This window comes from Polynucleobacter sp. AP-Capit-er-40B-B4, from assembly GCF_018882245.1.
Taxonomy (GTDB): domain Bacteria; phylum Pseudomonadota; class Gammaproteobacteria; order Burkholderiales; family Burkholderiaceae; genus Polynucleobacter.
This window is the reverse complement of sequence record NZ_JACVOV010000001.1, coordinates 199,249-215,616: the sequence shown is the minus strand read 5'-3', so window position 1 is coordinate 215,616 and position 16,368 is coordinate 199,249. Positions and strand designations below refer to the sequence as shown.

Here is a 16,368-nt window from a genome sequence, read left to right as displayed (position 1 = left end):
AAAATACTCGATTCAATTTAATTTATTAACTTTTGCATAAGAAGATAACAACATGACTGCGCGCACTACCTGCAATAGCCTTCAAGTGGCAACCCCTTTATATCGATTTATCGAAGACAAAGTACTTCCCGGTACCGGTATCAAGAGTGCTGACTTTTGGAAGGGTTTTGATGAAATCGTTAAAGATCTCACCCCGAAAAATGATGCCTTGCTAGCTAAGCGTGATCGCATTCAGGCGGATTTGGATAAATGGCATCAAGCCAATCCAGGCCCAATTACTGATATGCCTGCTTACCGCAAGTTTTTAAAAGAGATTGATTACTTAGTTGATGTTCCAGGAAAAATTTCTGCAACAACTAAGAACGTAGATGATGAGTTGGCTCTTCAGGCTGGCCCTCAATTGGTGGTTCCAGTTCTCAATGCGCGCTATGCATTGAATGCTGCTAATGCCCGTTGGGGTTCTTTGTATGATGCTCTTTACGGCACTGACGTTCTCTCTGAAGAAGATGGTGCCACTAAGGCTGGTGCTTACAACCCAATTCGTGGTGCAAAAGTAGTTGCTTATGCACGTAACTTCTTGGATCAAGCTGCACCGTTGGCTAAAGGATCACACCGTGATTCAGTGGCTTACACAGTTGACGGCAATAAGTTGTCTGTTAAGTTAAAAGATGGCACATCAACTGGTTTGGCTGACGAGAAGCAATTCGTTGGTTACCAGGGTGATGCAGCTGCACCAAGCTCTGTTTTGTTGCGCAATAACGGCGTACACATTGATATCGAAATCAATAAGAGCAAAACGATTGGTGCTAGTGATCCTGCTGGTATCAATGATGTTGTATTGGAAGCTGCGCTTTCCACAATTTTGGATTTGGAAGACTCTATTGCTGCAGTGGATGGCGATGATAAGGTTCTTGCCTATGAAAACTGGCTAGGCATTCTCAAAGGTACATTGGTTGAAGAGGTGAAGAAGGGTGATAAGACAATCACTCGTGCCCTTAACCCAGATCGCAAGTACAAGGCCGGCATTGGCGCTGTTGATGCAAAAGATGGCATCGTGACATTGCATGGTCGTTCACTATTGTTCCTCCGTAACGTTGGTCATTTGATGACTAACCCAGCCATCATCACTGGTGAAGGCAAAGAGATTTACGAAGGCATCTTGGATGCAGTAGTGACTGTATTAATTGCTTTGTACGATATCAATCGCCCAGCAAGCCAAGCTATTGGTAATACGCGTAAGGGTTCTGTATATATCGTGAAGCCAAAAATGCATAGTCCAGAAGAAGTGGCTTTTGCTGGTGAATTATTTGGTCGCGTTGAAAAATTACTCGGCTTGCCAGCTGATACCGTGAAGCTTGGCATCATGGACGAAGAGCGTCGCATGAGTGCAAACATCAAGGCGGCGATTGCTGCTGCTGGAGCCCGCGTAGCCTTTATTAATACTGGCTTCTTGGATCGCACTGGCGATGAGATGCACACTGCAATGTATGCAGGTCCAATGATGCGCAAGGGCGATATGAAAACCAGCAAGTGGTTGTCAGCCTATGAGCGTCGTAACGTATTTGCAGGTTTGGATTGTGGCTTGCGTGGTCGCGCTCAAATCGGTAAAGGTATGTGGGCAATGCCAGATATGATGAAAGCCATGGTTGAGCAGAAGATTGTTCATCCAAAAGCGGGTGCAAATACTGCTTGGGTTCCATCTCCAACAGCCGCTACCTTGCATGCACTTCACTATCATCAAGTAAACGTAGCTGAGCTCCAGAAAGAAATGGAAAAGCTCGATACTCAAGCTGAAGCTGAAGCCTTACTCAATGATTTGTTGACTATTCCAGTTGTGGAAAAAGCTAACTGGTCCAAAGAAGAGATTCAGCAAGAGTTGGACAATAACTGCCAAGGTATATTGGGTTATGTTGTTCGCTGGATCGACCAAGGCGTTGGTTGCTCTAAGGTGCCTGATATTCATAACGTAGGTTTGATGGAAGACCGTGCAACTTTGCGTATCTCTAGTCAGCACATTGCTAACTGGTTACTCAATGGCATTGTGACTGCAGACCAAGTGAATGAAACTTTGCAGCGTATGGCTAAAGTGGTTGATGGCCAGAATGCTGGCGATCCTTTGTATAAGCCAATGATGCCAAATTACAAAGATTCTTATGCTTACAAAGCGGCTAGCGACTTGATTTTCAAAGGTCTTGAGCAGCCTAATGGTTACACCGAGCCTTTGTTGCACGCTTGGCGTTTAGAAGTGAAGAAGGCTAACGCTTAATACTTCTTTAGCGCTCTAGTTAAGAATGGATTTGCCCACAAAGCAAATCCATTTTTTATTAGCCCATATCTATGTTTGGATTTCTCAACCCCTTTTCTAAAACGCATGCCAAGTATTCATTTCAGTTAAATGATGGTGGTAGGGAGAAGGCTGGCTTTAAAGGTGGGGTAGGAGATTGCGTTGTTAGATCTATTGCGATTGCAGCGGATCTTCCCTATATGCAAGTGTATGAAGATCTCAGGCTAGCCAACGAAAGATATGCGCAAGTCAAAAACGATCGTCTTGCTAAGAGGTTAAGTATCAAAGGGGCCTCGCCCAGAAACGGCAATCACCGTAATGTCTTTCATGATTACATCTTGGCTCAGGGATTTGAGTGGGTGCCAACAATGAAGATAGGGGCGGGTTGCCAAGTTCATTTGCGACCTGATGAGTTGCCCGATGGAGTCCTGATAGCCAAGGTTTCCAAGCATCTCACCACCATCATTGATGGGGTGATTCATGACACACACGATCCATCACGAGATGGAAATCGCTGCGTCTATGGCTACTATATTAAGAAGCGCCAGGATCTTTTTGGTGGTGCTTGAGATTCCAGGCGGCTTTATATGAATTGGTCATGCCAATCATAGTAGAGGTAGTCCAAGCCACTGAAAATAATCCAGTGAAAGAAATAAAGAAGGCGAGACTCTTCCAGCCGGCAGGCAAAATATCGCCAACAAAGCCTACTGTGGTGTAGCAACTACCCACGAAAAGGAGGGTCTGTATACCATCACTCATGATGCCGAGCATCATCACATAAAGAGACCAAATAATAATTTCACTAATATGGATCAGGGCAATAAAGAAAAAGGATGCGTAAAAATGAAAAAATATGCGGTTATATTGCTTAAATTTCAGATTTCCATTGGTTAATCTCTCAAAGCGCAACATGATGTAATTAATTGCGCTGCCATGAAAGAGAAGAATAAGAAGTAGGCCAAGAACCCCATAAAAAGTATCTCTGAGTAATGGTAGAAGTGGGATTCCGCCTAGTGTTGATTGGGTAATGATTTCAGTGGAAATGGACATAAGTTAGGCGAATTTCATTTGGTTTAAGGCGGGCAAGTTTCCTTATCAGGGTTGATAATGTCATATTGATTAAGCCAAGTAAAGCATCCCTTGAATACCGCCCCTCATATGACTGAAACCAAGAAGCGAGAACGCTTCTTTTTGTTTTCTTTGGCGGGAATTCAGTTCACCCATATCTTGGATTTCATGATCATGATGCCATTGGGTCCTGAATTTATTCGAGAGCTCAATATCAATACGCATCAATTTGGTTTGTTGCTTTCTTCTTATACTTTTGCCGCAGCTGCTGCAGGTATTTTGGCAACTTATTATGTGGATCGATTTGAGCGTAGGAAACTTCTATTAAGCTTATATGCACTCTTTATCATCGCCACTTTTGCTTGTGGCTTAGCGCCTCACTATGAAGCGCTTTTTATTGCTCGTGCATTTGCTGGCGCCTTTGGTGGCATTCTTGGATCTCTAGTGCAAACTATTGTTGCAGACTCTATTCCATTTGAGCGAAGAGGTAAGGCGCTAGGTACGGTAATGGCTGCATTTTCGGTATCAACGGTTGCGGGAGTTCCGCTAGGATTGTTTCTTGCAAACCATATACCAAGTTTAGGTTGGCGCGCGCCATTCTTTTTTATTGCTCTAATTTCAAGTCTGATTCTTTATTTGGGTTATCGCAATATTCCCAAGATTGCAGGACATTTAGATCACGTTCATGAAGGCAGTCGACTGAGTCAGGTTTTGAAGATCTTGATTGCGCCCCAGCATGTCAAAGCCTTTGTCTTTATGGCGCTCATTATGATTACAGGGTTCTCGGTCATCCCCTATATCGCCCTATACCTCACATCCAATGTTGGAATTAGTAACTCCTATATTTCGTTGATTTACTTATGCGGCGGTGTGGCCACCCTCATGAGTTCTCGTTTTATAGGGCATATGTCTGATAAGTATGGAAAAGTTACTGTTTTCAGAGTCTTGGCCATTGTGAGTCTCGTGCCACTGTTGGTAACAACCAATTTACCGGTAACGCCGCTGTGGATTGTGCTGATTAATTCAACCGCATTTTTTATTCTGGTATCAGGGCGAATGATTCCTGCAATGGCAATGGTGAGCCAGGTGGTGGAAAACAAGATTCGCGGAACCTTTATGAGTTTGGTTGGCTCAGTACAAATGCTGTCCTCAGGCATTGCTTCGGTGTTGGCTGGCTGGATAGTCACTATTGGCCCTGATGGCATGATGCAGCACTACAACCTAGTAGGCTATGGTGCCGCAATTTGCGGGTTTCTCACTTTCTGGCTGGTAGGATATATTCATTCTGATACGAAAAAAGCATAAGGAGATACCCATGATTGAATTTAAAAGACCTGATGGCGCAGTAGTTAATGGCTACCTTGCAGAGCCAAGCGATAAATCAAATGCTCCAGGAGTTGTTGTGATTCAAGAATGGTGGGGTCTTGACGATGAGGTCAAGGCGGTAGCAGATCGTCTGGCAAAGGCTGGATATCGAGCGCTTGTTCCTGACCTTTATCGAGGTAAGTTGGCAATAGAGGCAAATGAAGCAGAGCATCTGATGGGCGATCTGAATTTTGGCGATGCTGCTGGACAAGATATCCGTGGCGCCGTTCAGTATTTAAAAGCTACTGGGAGTCCCAAAGTTGCGGTAACGGGCTTTTGTATGGGTGGCGCACTCACTATTTTGGCTGCCTGCAATGTACCTGAGCTTGACGGCTCTATAGTTTGGTATGGCAACCCACCCCTCGAGTATGTGGATGCAAAAGCAATTACTAAGCCGATGCTAGCGCATTGGGCTGTCCATGATGAATTCTTCCCAATCTCCGGCGTAGATCAACTGGAGGAAAAGTTAAAGCAGGCAGGCGTTCATTATGAGTTCCATCGTTATGACACCAAACATGCTTTCGCTAATCCAAAATCAGATACCCGGGGTTTATCTCCCCTGAAGTACAACGCTGAAGCAGCACAATTGGCCTGGGAACGAACACTGAATTTTTTAAATAAATATATTAATAACTAGGCTCTATGAATACTCGACGTGAAGATGCATTCTTCAATTGGATATACAAAAAAAGTAATGTCCAAATCTTATTAATACTGATTCTCTTTTTTGTGACCTTGCTGGATATATTGCCGCGTCTGCTGCAATGTATCCCTATATTTGCCCCAACCCAAGACAGCACCCGATTGGGCTTGGGTCTTTTCGGATCAATCATTACTTTAAGCGGTTTGTTAATTGGTTTTTTGCTCAATCAAGCGCAAACCAACTTTCGTGAGGTCCAGACCTTGGTTTCTCAAGAGGCGGGACGTATCAATAACTTAGATCGCTTGCTGACTCGCTTTGGTGATCCATCCATAGCGCCTGTACGCGCCGAGTTATTTGAGTATATGAATTCCATCGTCAATGACGAATGGGCCTTATTGCAAAAGGGTGAGGGAAGCTCCAAGACCCATATGCTGTGGCGGAGCATTTCCCGAAAACTGATGGCGATTGAGCCTCATACTAATCGGCAAACAGCCATGTATACCGACATCATTAAGAAGTCGGAAGAGGTGGCAGAAAGCAGGGAGGCCCGTATTGAGCGCTCAACTATCCGGTTGCCAGGTTTATTTTGGGTGGTCATTCTGATTTGTATGTTTGCACTAATGGGTATTAATACCTTATTCCTGCCTTCTGACTCGTTCTTCTTTGGTTTGAAGATTCTGCCGGTCACCATGGGGGCTTTAATTTCTCTATTGGTTATTACAGATCAGCCTTTTAAAGGGCAGAACTCTGTTAATCCCGATGCCTTCTATAAAATCATTGAATCTATTAAAACTCGTAAAGAGTAAGCCTCCTTTGAATCGCTATGCACTTATTTTCTGAAAATCTTGCTGTAGAAATTTCATCCTACTACCGTAATTTGGCCTTGGGTCATGGAGTTGTTCCGAAGGTCTTTACTTTGGTAAACGGCGAGGGCGATCAATATCTTTTCTTTATAGATGATCTCCCTTTTGATAAAGAGGAAGAAAAGAATCAGTATCTGGCATATATCGTCCAACAGCATGATGCCGTTTGCTATGCTCGTGGAACTCTGGTGATTGTTGAAAAAAATCAGCAGTACGTTGAGTTTGCGGTGATTGATAGAGATGATGCTGAAGCGATTGTCTGTTCTGCTCAGCTGACTAGGGATATGGATGATAAGCCAATTAGCTTGGGTGATTTTGAGAAGACTCTGGTCAAGAAGGGCTCCATTATTTTTGGAGGACTCTTTGAGCCAATTCAGTTATCCGAGGAAAAGACCGAAGACTTTGAAAGTCTCTGGTTGGAAATGAAAGCAAAAATCTTGCACCGCTCAATGGGCTTGTAATTTCTTTCTCAGAAATTTTCGAGAAGTTGCTTCCACTGCAAAAGATCCGATGAGTGCGGCAATGAGAGCGATTGCACTTCCTCGAGCGCTCTCAATCACGTTAATAAATAAAGTCATAAACAAGCTTAAGTTGATGATGATTGCTGCCCAGAGTGGCCAAAGCTTTGCGCCTGTTTGCTTCCGTACGCGAATATGTCCATAGGTGATTGCGGCGTAGACTAATAAAAAGGCGAGGCTTGCCATTTTCCCAACCACCTCTAGTGGGAATGCTAATACCAACGCAATAACTAAAACGGTAGATACAGTTAAAGAGCGTAATCCCGTTTTTAGAACGGACTCGCTAAGTGCTTTGGAGATCGAGTTTTTATTGGCCATGTCTGCAGCGATATTCGATGCGGCAAAGATCGTGGCATTCAGAGCTGCGGCGCAAGCTAAGAGGGCAGAGGCACCAATCACAACAAAGCCTGTCTTTCCGGCCACTATTTGGGCTGCATCAGCTAATACATGGCCGTTATAGGCAGCCATTTGAGCGGGTGAGAGCAATAGGATGGCTGCGGTACTTACTAGAACATAAGCAATGGTTACCAGCACAAGCGCTGAAAACATCGCAAGTGGCAGTTCCTTACGAGGCTCTTGCATGGCATTGGAAGAGTTGGTGACCACGCCAAAGCCTTGATAGTTGATGTACAAAATGCCGGTAGCAATAGCAATTCCATTGATAGACCAACTCGACATCTTATGTGCGCCAATATCAGCAACATAAATGCCATCTACCGAAAATAGTATTAGGGCTATTGTTACAAAGCCAATTGCTAGCGCCTCTACCTTGCCAACAAAATCGGTACCAAGCAATTTAATGCCGGCGCAAAAAACCACTATGCCAGCGCTAATAAGCTTTACTTCCAGTGGCGATAAATTGCCGCCAAGTAAGGTATTGGCATATTCAGCGAAACCAGCAGCGTAAAGCGCAGCAGCTATTAGGTAGGCGATGAATTGAAATATATTGAGACCACCAGAAATAACGCCTGGACCAAAACTCATGACGGTGAATGTGGCAGCTCCTCCGCTACTAGGAAAAGTAGCGCCTAATTTGGCATAGGAATAGACGGAGAAGGATGCAGCAATGGCGCCAAGCAAAAAGGCTAGTGGAATATGTGTTCCTGCATGAGCGCTTGCAGTACCCAACAGGGAAAAGAGTCCCGCACCCATCATCCCGCCAATTCCTAGGGCAGTCGCTGAAAAAAGGCTAATCCCTTTATTCTTCTTGCTCGAGGTTTTGAGTAGGGCGGGGTTCAATTTGGAGTCTATGGATAGTAATAAGTTGGGTTCAGTAGCGGAGCGACAGAACCCTGTATTCAGGCTCTTAAGGGTGACTTTAAGCTATTTGGTGCCCAGGAAGGGACTCGAACCCCCACAACCTTACGATCGCCAGCACCTGAAGCTGGTGCGTCTACCAATTTCGCCACCTGGGCATGCCTTTATTATAGAGGGATGGGCATTTCTAGGTCATTTCTGGCCCCATTTGGCTTTTTCCCATCGGACTTGGTGGTTTGATACAGTAGCCTTATTCATAACAAAAATAGATATCAGTAGATATATAGACAGGGCATGTATTGCCAAAGGAATTAAATGCGTAAAGCAAAAGACTTGGTGCCACGTGAGGCTGACCGTTTAGGAACAGTTCAAGGGCATCGAGATGGATTTGGATTTGTTATTCCCGATGACGGTGGCGAAGATATCTTTCTGTCTGAAAGAGAAATGTCTCGCGTCATGCACGGCGATAGAGTCAATGTTAGGGTTCTTGGTACAGACCGCCGCGGTCGTCCTGAAGGTCAAATCGTTGAAGTTGTTCTGCATGCCAATAAAGTAGTTATCGGCCGCCTCCTAAATGAAAATGGTGTTTTGATTGTTGCGCCAGAAGATAAGCGCATCGGTCATGATATTTTGATTCCACCAAAAGGTCAGGGCAATGCCAAATTAGGCCAAGTGGTGAGCGTCGAGATTATCGATTACCCAGATAGCTATCGCCAAGCAGTTGGACGAGTGGTAGAGGTCTTGGGCGAGATTGATGATCCTGGTATGGAAATCGAAATCGCTGTGCGTAAGTATGGTGTGCCCCATGAGTTTTCTGCTGCCGCCATGAAAGAGGCTGCAGCCTTACCGGATACAGTGCAACAGGCTGATCTAGACGGTCGCGTTGACCTGCGTGATGTGCCATTAGTCACCATTGACGGCGCTGACGCGCGAGATTTTGATGATGCAGTTTACTGTGAGCCGGTCATGTACGGCCAGACTAAGGCTTGGCGTTTAATCGTGGCGATTGCTGACGTATCTCATTACGTCAAACCAGGCCAGCCATTGGATGATGAAGGTTTGTTGCGCGCTACTTCAGTGTATTTCCCAAGACGCGTTATTCCGATGCTGCCAGAGAAGATCTCGAATGGTCTTTGCTCTCTTAATCCGGGTGTAGATCGTTTGTGTATGGTTTGCGATTCGGTTGTAGATAACAATGGCATAGTTTTGGCATATCAGTTCTATCCAGCCGTAATGCACTCAGCACAAAGATTCACCTACGACACTGTTTGGGAGATTCTTTCTAATAGCAAGGGTCCTGAAGCAACGCGTTTTGCACAGTTCCGTCCATTACTAACGAATCTCTACTCGCTGTATAAGATTTTGTTGTCTGCCCGCGAGAAGCGGGGCGCTATTGAGTTCGAAACAACTGAGACTCAAATCATTAGTAACGAGCTAGGCAAGATTCTGCGTATTGAGCCACGTCTCCGCAATGATGCGCACCGCTTAATTGAAGAGTGCATGTTGACTGCCAACGTATGCGCAGCAGACTTCATTGATAAAAATAAGCACCTCAGCTTGTATCGTGTACACGGTGAACCATCAGAAGAGAAGTTGGTTACCTTGCGCCAAGTTCTCAGAACCTCCGGCCTGTCATTGGGAGGTGGTGAGAAACCTAAGCCACGCGATTACGCTAAATTGATGCGTGAGATTAAAGAGCGGCCAGATGCCAATATGCTGCAATCCGTTGTTCTGCGCTCTATGCAGCAGGCTATGTACCAGCCAGATAACGAAGGCCACTTTGGCTTAGCTTATCCAGCATATTCTCATTTTACGAGCCCGATTCGTCGCTATCCTGACTTGCTAACGCATCGCGTGATCAAGTCGATCCTCCAGAAAAAGCCTTACGTACCAGTCTTGCCGCCGAAGGTGCCTCTCAATCTAACTCTGCCACGCAAAGGCAAGGGTCGTGAGAACGCAGTGAATGCCAAGAAATCCCAAAGCGATGCAAAAGCAGGGGTCAAGGGTGCAAAAACTCCTAAAGGCGCAAATGCCGCATTGCCAATCTGGGGACAGCTGGGTGTTCACTGCTCATCCAATGAGCGCCGTGCAGATGAAGCATCTCGTGATGTTGAAGCATGGCTCAAGTGTTACTACATGCGCGACCATTTAGGTCAAGAGTATGCGGGCACAGTAACTGGCGTAGCCAACTTTGGTTTATTCATTCAGTTGGAAAATCTGTTCGTCGAGGGTATGGTGCATGTCACTGAGCTCGGCGGTGATTATTTCCAGTATGACGAAGCGCGCCAAGAGTTACGTGGAGAGCGTACCGGTATTCGTTATCGCTTAGGTGATCGCATGCATGTATTGGTAAGTCGTGTTGATTTGGATGCGCGTAAAATTGAATTTAGCTTGGTCAAATCAGTTGGGGCAGAGCCCGGCGGATCATCCAATCGTCGTCAGCTTTTGCTGGCAAGCGATACCGGAAGACCAAATAAAAAGGCGGCAGCTAAAAAGAGTCGACCGGATAATAAGATTCCTCAAAAACCCAGTGGCATCAACGTGAATGCAGCTAAATCTGCGGGCACACTAGGCGCCAACCAGTCTAAGAGCAAAGCGACTCGTAAAAGTGGTAAGACCAGCAAGCCTGGAAGATCTATTGGTAAACCAGCCGGTAGCAAGCCGCCGGTTCGCAGTACTAAAGCGCGCCGTAAATAAAGACGCCCTGTATAGAAATTAAGTTAGAAAAGAAAATGAAACAAATATTAGTTGGATTTCATGCAGTACAAGCGCGTTTACGTGTAGATCCTGATAGCTTGAAGTCGGTGTACTTTGATTCTGGTCGTCGTGATAGACGCATGGGTGATTTCTTAAAGCAAGCTGAAGAGATTTTGGGCGAGCGTTTGCATGCAGCTGACGCAGAACGCCTGCATAAGTTAACTGGGCATGATCGTCACCAAGGCGTCGTCGCGTTGGCTGAAAAAATGACTGTTGCAAGAACCATTACTGAAGTGGTTGAAGATGCGGAGAGTGCGCAGAAGAAACCATTATTTTTGGTTTTAGATGGTGTTACTGATCCCCATAACTTTGGAGCATGTCTGCGCGTAGCGGATGGTGCTGGTGTAGATGCAGTTGTAATCCCCAAAGATCGCTCAGCATCGATTAATGCTACTGTAAGCAAGGTATCCAGTGGTGCAGCAGAAGTCATGCCGGTAATTACTGTTACCAATCTTGTTCGTAGTATGAAAGAAATGCAAGAAGCTGGGGTCTGGCTCATTGGCACAGATGATGAAGCGACTAAGTCAATTTATGACATCGACCTCACAGGTTCCATTGCTATTGTGATGGGGGCTGAAGGTGAGGGCATGCGTCGCCTGACAAAAGAAACCTGTGATGAGCTAGTTCGCATCCCAATGCAGGGTGTGGTCTCAAGTTTGAATGTGTCGGTTGCAAGTGGCGTATGCTTGTATGAGGCATTAAGACAGCGCCTAGCCAAAGTATCCGACAAAGCTGCCAAGTAAATCAAGGAGCTTGATATGAAATGCAATATGGGACACACAGATCGCGTTCTGCGAATGACTGTCGGTGTAACGCTGATGGGTTTAGCTGGATTTGGTATTACCGGCCCTTGGGCCTGGATTGGCGTTATCCCGTTATTAACGGGAATGATTGGTAATTGCCCTGCTTACTCAATACTCGGTATTAATACTGGCAAGAGGTAGGCTGTCACGCCTCTTACAAAGCTAATCATTGGGGCCTATATCCCTAGATAAATGCACAAGATAACTAAATTGTTCTAAGGTCTTTATGTTTAGAAAAAATAACGAATTCATTCTCTGGCTGCTAGTTGCTCTCACTGCCACTATGTCTATTATTGGTTCAATGCCATTTGCAGTCGGTATCGCTGGCAAATTGAGCATGATTGCAACTTCTGCGCGATTACTTTTTGCATTAATACACGGCTCCCAGCGTTTGGGTTGGCGCAGGCTGGGAATCATGTTTGTTATCGCATGTATTGTTAGTTGGTGTTATGAATCCTTAAGTATTGCAACTGGTTTCCCTTTTGGTCATTACGTTTACACGTCTGAATTGGGGTCAAAGATTGGTACTGTCCCTCTAATGATCATGCCATCCTATTTTGGTGTGTGCTATCTCGCTTGGGCTTTAGCTCACGTTCTTTTAGATAGATTCGATCTTAAAATTCAGAAGAGTTTGATGTTTGCAATTCCTGTCATTGCCAGTTTTATTATGGTGATGTGGGATATGAGCATCGATCCGGCATCATCTACAGTCAAGCATGAGTGGATTTGGCGGGATGGAGGAGGCTACTTCGGAGTTCCTTTTTCTAACTTCATGGGATGGTTCCTCTGCGTGTACACCATCTTCCAGTTTTGGGCGATTTATTTGATGCGTTCAAAAGAAATACAAAATTGTGCCGAGGATAAAAATAAGTCAAGCTGGTATCTTGTGATTGTTATCTATGGAAGCATTTTTTTAGGGCCTATCGCAGCTGCATTTACGAACAACGATGGCAGCATTACTGATGCCACTTCTCAGGTTTGGCCTTTGAAAGCGCTTTATGAAACTTTAGGACTTGTATCTATTTTTACGATGCTTTTTGTAATCTGCTTAGCTTTTTTCAAAGTGCAGAAGAATGATAATTTGCAGTAAGCGGTCAGAAGAATCGTAATTATTTTACGAGCAGCGCCTCTAGTTTTTCAGTGTCGATGCAGAAGTTCCGAATACCTTCGGCTAATTTCTCAGTCGCCATTGCATCATTATTGAGTTGCAGGCGGAAACTGGATTCATCGAGCTTAAGTGGTTTAATACCCTCAGCCTGCAATGCGGCTTGTGCATTGATGGGATTAAGTTTTTTCTCAATAGGCGCATTGCTACCCTGAAGTTCGGCCAATAGTTCAGGGCTAATGGTTAGTAAATCTACGCCTGACAACTCTAATATCTGACTGGTATTGCGAAAGCTTGCCCCCATGATTTCAGTTGGGATGCCAAAGTGCTTGTAGTAATGAAAAATTCTCTTCACTGAAGTCACGCCAGGATCATTTGCTCCACCATTGGCGACATCACTCCAGCTTGCTCCTAGCTTGGCTTTATTCCAATCGGTAATACGCCCCACAAATGGAGAGATTAATTGGGCATTAGCTGCGCCACAGGCTGCTGCCTGAACTAAAGAGAAGAGTAGGGTCATATTGCAATGAATGCCTTGAGCTTCCAATTCTTTGGCGGCAGCGATACCTTCCCATGTACCAGCTAATTTAATCAGAATGCGTTTGCGATCGATCCCATGAGATTCGTATAGGGTAATTAAATGCTTGGCTTTGGCAACAGTACCTTTGGTATCAAAAGAGAGTCTGGCATCCACTTCAGTAGAAACACGACCAGGGACAATCTTCAAAATCTCCAAGCCAAAGGCGACTAAGATGTAATCCACTAAGTCGGTTGGACTCATGCCTGGATGCGCTGCTCTTACAGACTTCACTAAGTCCTGGTAATTGCTTTGCTGAGCAGCTTTCAGAATGAGTGAGGGGTTGGTAGTCGCATCCTGCGGTTGGAAGGCCTGCATGCGCTCAAAATCGCCTGTATCGGCTACAACCGTGGTCAGTTTCTTGAGTTGTTCTAACTGGCTTAATGCTGAGGCGGTGCTATTCATAGGCTTGCTCAATGCTCAAAAGTGGTTTTCTTGTGAATATCATATGATAGATGGATTAATTACTCAGTTCCAGTAAAGGCATTTGATAGCACTATGAATCAAGATCAACTCAAGCAAATGGTAGGTGAGGCGGCCAGAGATGAGGTTCTCAAGTTACCCGCTGGACAAGTTTTGGGCGTAGGTACAGGCTCTACTGCCAATTGCTTCATTGATGCGCTAGCTCCGCATAAGGATCATTTTGCAGGCACGGTATCTAGCTCTAATGCGACTACTGAGCGCTTACTAAAACATGGTTTTAAAGTGCTGGATCCAAACGACGTGCAAGGCCTGCCGGCATATGTCGACGGTGCAGATGAAATCGATCCAGCCGGTCACATGATTAAAGGCGGCGGTGGGGCGCTTACTAGAGAAAAAATCATTGCCTCTATGGCAAAGCAATTCATTTGTATTTGTGACTCCTCCAAACAAGTGCCTATGCTAGGTAACTTTGCTCTACCAGTAGAAATCATTCCGCTTTCACGAGGTGTTGTGAGCCGTGAATTGGAAAAGTTTGGCGGTAAGGTGACCCTACGCTTAGCCAAAAATACTCGTGCTGATCTCAATCAAACACCTAGCGAGCCATTTGTGACTGATAACGGTGGGTGGATCTTGGATGTCGCAGGTCTGAAGATCGCCAATCCCGTTCAGATGGAAGCGCAAATTAATCAAATTGCCGGCGTAATCACGGTGGGCCTATTTGCCAAAGAAAAAGCAAATATTTTGCTGGTTAGCAATGCTGCTGGCGTTGAGCGCATCGTTCTCTAGGCATTAAAAAACCCGACGGGGTATCCCCATCGGGTTTGTTTGCCATGGTTTGCATGGCGCAGGCGCTCGGAAGATATTTGGTTCCTTAGCCTATAAGCACATAGATGCACTTATTAAGATTGGCTTTCGCCAATGTGGCAGGGCACTATAACTGCCTCACCACGACTTCATCCTACGCTTATCTTTGGCAGTGTCAACACCCCAAATCAATATTTAATTAAAAGGTAATGAATATTTATTCTGCTGGAGGTACGTAACCTTGCGCCATATCCGCACCACCCTCAAAGAAATACTTTTCTACCTGCTTTAAGAGGTATTGGCGTGCGCGTGGGTCTGCCATATTGAGGCGATTTTCATTAATCAACATGGTTTGCTGCTTTAGCCAGCCAGCCCAAGCTTCTTTTGAAACTTGATTCCAGATCTTTTTACCCAGCTCACCAGGGAGAGGGGCGAAATCCATGCCTTCGGCTTCTTTGTTGAGTTTGATACATTGAACCATGCGTGCCATCTGTAATGCCTTTCGTATATTGCTTATGTTGCTTATAGATCTTTAGTTAAAACCATGGACTTGCGGTCCCAGTTATAAATTTGTTTTCTTTCTTCAGGCAAGTCATCTACTGACGCCCGTTTAAAGCCACGCTTTAAGAACCAGTGCTCAGTTCTTGTTGTGAGAACAAATAATTTTTTGATGCCTTCTTGTTTGGCGCGCATCTCAACACGCTTTAGCAGACGCTCTCCGTCACCTGATCCTTGAACATCAGGATCAACAGCAAGGCATGCTAGCTCACCAACGCCATTTGGGAAAGGGAAGAGTGCGGCGCAACCGAAGAGAACGCGATCATGTTCAATCACGGAGAAGCGCTGAATATCCCGCTCAATCACATCTTGACCGCGTGCAGCCAGAATGCCTTCGTCTTCAAGTGGCATAGTTAATTGCAAAATACCGCCAACGTCATCTTGATTGGCTTCACGTAAGTTCTCAATATCGGATGAAGCTAGCATCATCCCAATACCATCATGGGTGAAAAGCTCTTCCAGGAGGGCGCCATCTTGATTGCATGGGAGGAAGTGGACGCGGCTAACGCCCGCCCGAATTGCTCTGCCAGCAGTATTCAACAAGCCCTTCATGCCGAGGTCCATGTCTTTGTTCTGTGCAACATATTCTTGTAGCTGTGGCATCGACAGTTCGGTAATGAAGTCACCTTCGGCATCTTTGAGGCCAGCGTATGGGCTTAAGAAAATCAGCTTATCCGCTTTGAGAGCTGCAGCAGTGGATGCTGCTACATCTTCATACGCCAAGTTGAATGCTTGACCTGTTGGTGAAAAACCTAAAGGTGAAAGCAAAACAATTTTGTTGCTATCCAGAGACTGTCTAATCGAACCAGAGTCCACTTTACGAACCAGCCCTGTATGAATGTAGTCAGTACCCTCGACAACACCTACCGGCATAGCAGTAATAAAGTTGCCAGAGATCACCGAAATGCGTGAACCAGCCATTGGTGTATTTGGAAGACCACGACTAAAAGCCGCTTCAATATCCAAGCGTAATTCACCAGCCGCTTCTTTGACGCACTCTAGTGCGGCGGCATCGGTGATCCGGTAGCTGTGCATAGCACTCTTGCCGAACTTGCTCTTAATGTTGCGGAGCATGAGCTGCTCTTCAATCTGTGGACGAATGCCATGAACTAAAACAATACGCATGCCCATGGCATGCAACATGGCGATATCTTCAATCAGGTTCTCAAGACCGATTTCTTGTACGAGTTCACCTGCAAAAGCAATCACAAAGGTCTTTTCGCGGAAGCTATGAATATAGGGCGCAACATCACGCAGCCACCCTACGAAAGGGAAGTTGGAGGTCGTTTCTTCGGCCAATGAGGCCTGGTTTGGTGCATTTGTCGGCATAGTGAGAAAATTAT

At 45.4% G+C, this 16,368-nt stretch carries 16 protein-coding genes and 1 tRNA gene; 11 read left to right on the top strand and 6 right to left on the bottom strand.

The window, feature by feature from the left end:
* The first annotated feature begins 52 nt into the window (after nt 1-52).
* Both ICN19_RS00960 and ICN19_RS00955 read left to right on the top strand, forming a co-directional pair.
* On the top strand, nt 53-2,266 hold the full coding sequence (locus tag ICN19_RS00960; RefSeq protein ID WP_216244957.1) for a malate synthase G: 2,214 nt from the start codon (nt 53-55) through the stop codon (nt 2,264-2,266).
* 71 nt (nt 2,267-2,337) lie between these two features.
* Nucleotides 2,338-2,853 (top strand): hypothetical protein, encoded by a 516-nt coding sequence (locus ICN19_RS00955; protein WP_216244955.1) that lies wholly within the window; start codon nt 2,338-2,340, stop codon nt 2,851-2,853.
* Here the strand turns inward: ICN19_RS00955 and ICN19_RS00950 are convergent.
* On the bottom strand, nt 2,819-3,334 hold the full coding sequence (locus tag ICN19_RS00950; protein WP_216244953.1) for a hypothetical protein: 516 nt from the start codon (nt 3,332-3,334) through the stop codon (nt 2,819-2,821). The genes ICN19_RS00955 and ICN19_RS00950 overlap by 35 nt on opposite strands.
* Before the next feature lie 108 nt (nt 3,335-3,442).
* Here ICN19_RS00950 and ICN19_RS00945 point away from each other — a divergent pair, with 108 nt between their 5' ends.
* From ICN19_RS00945 to ICN19_RS00930, 4 genes are read left to right on the top strand one after another with little or no spacing between them, the layout of a single operon-like run.
* A complete protein-coding gene (locus tag ICN19_RS00945) occupies nt 3,443-4,657 on the top strand; it encodes an MFS transporter (RefSeq protein WP_216244951.1) in 1,215 nt (404 codons plus the stop codon).
* Between the two features lie 10 nt (nt 4,658-4,667).
* On the top strand, nt 4,668-5,354 hold the full coding sequence (locus ICN19_RS00940) for a dienelactone hydrolase family protein (protein WP_216244949.1): 687 nt from the start codon (nt 4,668-4,670) through the stop codon (nt 5,352-5,354).
* Between the two features lie 5 nt (nt 5,355-5,359).
* Nucleotides 5,360-6,166: a DUF4239 domain-containing protein gene (locus ICN19_RS00935; protein WP_216244947.1), complete on the top strand. Its 807-nt coding sequence runs from the start codon at nt 5,360-5,362 to the stop codon at nt 6,164-6,166.
* Between the two features lie 17 nt (nt 6,167-6,183).
* The gene (locus ICN19_RS00930) at nt 6,184-6,684 is read left to right on the top strand and encodes a hypothetical protein (protein WP_216244945.1); all 501 of its coding nucleotides are present in this window, start codon (nt 6,184-6,186) and stop codon (nt 6,682-6,684) included.
* On the opposite strand, the gene ICN19_RS00925 is transcribed toward ICN19_RS00930, so the two are convergent.
* Complete coding sequence (locus tag ICN19_RS00925; RefSeq protein WP_216244943.1) at nt 6,670-7,980, bottom strand: APC family permease; 1,311 nt, start codon at nt 7,978-7,980, stop codon at nt 6,670-6,672. The genes ICN19_RS00930 and ICN19_RS00925 overlap by 15 nt on opposite strands.
* 89 nt (nt 7,981-8,069) lie before the next feature.
* A tRNA-Leu gene (locus ICN19_RS00920) sits at nt 8,070-8,156 on the bottom strand.
* Between the two features lie 157 nt (nt 8,157-8,313).
* On the opposite strand from ICN19_RS00920, the gene rnr reads away from it, so the two are divergent.
* The 4 genes from rnr to ICN19_RS00900 all read left to right on the top strand — a co-directional run bounded on the left by rnr (nt 8,314) and on the right by ICN19_RS00900 (nt 12,648).
* Nucleotides 8,314-10,695 (top strand): ribonuclease R, encoded by a 2,382-nt coding sequence (gene rnr, locus ICN19_RS00915; RefSeq protein ID WP_216244942.1) that lies wholly within the window; start codon nt 8,314-8,316, stop codon nt 10,693-10,695.
* A gap of 35 nt (nt 10,696-10,730) precedes the next feature.
* Nucleotides 10,731-11,498 (top strand): 23S rRNA (guanosine(2251)-2'-O)-methyltransferase RlmB, encoded by a 768-nt coding sequence (rlmB, locus tag ICN19_RS00910; RefSeq protein WP_216244935.1) that lies wholly within the window; start codon nt 10,731-10,733, stop codon nt 11,496-11,498.
* 15 nt (nt 11,499-11,513) lie between these two features.
* Complete coding sequence (locus ICN19_RS00905; protein ID WP_216231624.1) at nt 11,514-11,699, top strand: DUF2892 domain-containing protein; 186 nt, start codon at nt 11,514-11,516, stop codon at nt 11,697-11,699.
* A gap of 85 nt (nt 11,700-11,784) precedes the next feature.
* Complete coding sequence (locus ICN19_RS00900) at nt 11,785-12,648, top strand: carotenoid biosynthesis protein (protein WP_216244934.1); 864 nt, start codon at nt 11,785-11,787, stop codon at nt 12,646-12,648.
* A 19-nt stretch (nt 12,649-12,667) separates the two neighbouring features.
* On the opposite strand, the gene tal is transcribed toward ICN19_RS00900, so the two are convergent.
* Complete coding sequence (gene tal / locus ICN19_RS00895) at nt 12,668-13,645, bottom strand: transaldolase (RefSeq protein ID WP_216244933.1); 978 nt, start codon at nt 13,643-13,645, stop codon at nt 12,668-12,670.
* A 93-nt stretch (nt 13,646-13,738) separates the two neighbouring features.
* Here tal and rpiA point away from each other — a divergent pair, with 93 nt between their 5' ends.
* Entirely contained in the window at nt 13,739-14,449 is a 711-nt protein-coding gene (gene rpiA / locus ICN19_RS00890) for a ribose-5-phosphate isomerase RpiA (protein WP_216244932.1), read from the top strand.
* A 235-nt stretch (nt 14,450-14,684) separates the two neighbouring features.
* Here rpiA and ICN19_RS00885 read toward each other — a convergent pair whose 3' ends face one another.
* Nucleotides 14,685-14,957 (bottom strand): oxidative damage protection protein, encoded by a 273-nt coding sequence (locus tag ICN19_RS00885; protein WP_068321192.1) that lies wholly within the window; start codon nt 14,955-14,957, stop codon nt 14,685-14,687.
* A gap of 32 nt (nt 14,958-14,989) precedes the next feature.
* Nucleotides 14,990-16,354, bottom strand: a complete 1,365-nt coding sequence (gene argA / locus ICN19_RS00880) for an amino-acid N-acetyltransferase (protein ID WP_216244931.1) — start codon at nt 16,352-16,354, stop codon at nt 14,990-14,992.
* Between the last annotated feature and the right edge of the window lie 14 nt (nt 16,355-16,368).

Bases quoted from the DNA above. Each gene is read 5' to 3' on its own strand.
- ICN19_RS00955 (WP_216244955.1), top strand. From the start codon at position 2,338: ATGTTTGGATTTCTCAACCCCTTTTCTAAAACGCATGCCAAGTATTCA.
- ICN19_RS00930 (WP_216244945.1), top strand. From the start codon at position 6,184: ATGCACTTATTTTCTGAAAATCTTGCTGTAGAAATTTCATCCTACTAC.
- rlmB (WP_216244935.1), top strand. From the start codon at position 10,731: ATGAAACAAATATTAGTTGGATTTCATGCAGTACAAGCGCGTTTACGT.
- rpiA (WP_216244932.1), top strand. From the start codon at position 13,739: ATGAATCAAGATCAACTCAAGCAAATGGTAGGTGAGGCGGCCAGAGAT.
- ICN19_RS00945 (WP_216244951.1), top strand. From the start codon at position 3,443: ATGACTGAAACCAAGAAGCGAGAACGCTTCTTTTTGTTTTCTTTGGCG.
- argA (WP_216244931.1), bottom strand. From the start codon at position 16,354: ATGCCGACAAATGCACCAAACCAGGCCTCATTGGCCGAAGAAACGACC.
- ICN19_RS00900 (WP_216244934.1), top strand. From the start codon at position 11,785: ATGTTTAGAAAAAATAACGAATTCATTCTCTGGCTGCTAGTTGCTCTC.
- tal (WP_216244933.1), bottom strand. From the start codon at position 13,645: ATGAATAGCACCGCCTCAGCATTAAGCCAGTTAGAACAACTCAAGAAA.
- ICN19_RS00885 (WP_068321192.1), bottom strand. From the start codon at position 14,957: ATGGCACGCATGGTTCAATGTATCAAACTCAACAAAGAAGCCGAAGGC.
- ICN19_RS00940 (WP_216244949.1), top strand. From the start codon at position 4,668: ATGATTGAATTTAAAAGACCTGATGGCGCAGTAGTTAATGGCTACCTT.
- ICN19_RS00960 (WP_216244957.1), top strand. From the start codon at position 53: ATGACTGCGCGCACTACCTGCAATAGCCTTCAAGTGGCAACCCCTTTA.
- ICN19_RS00935 (WP_216244947.1), top strand. From the start codon at position 5,360: ATGAATACTCGACGTGAAGATGCATTCTTCAATTGGATATACAAAAAA.
- ICN19_RS00950 (WP_216244953.1), bottom strand. From the start codon at position 3,334: ATGTCCATTTCCACTGAAATCATTACCCAATCAACACTAGGCGGAATC.
- rnr (WP_216244942.1), top strand. From the start codon at position 8,314: ATGCGTAAAGCAAAAGACTTGGTGCCACGTGAGGCTGACCGTTTAGGA.
- ICN19_RS00905 (WP_216231624.1), top strand. From the start codon at position 11,514: ATGAAATGCAATATGGGACACACAGATCGCGTTCTGCGAATGACTGTC.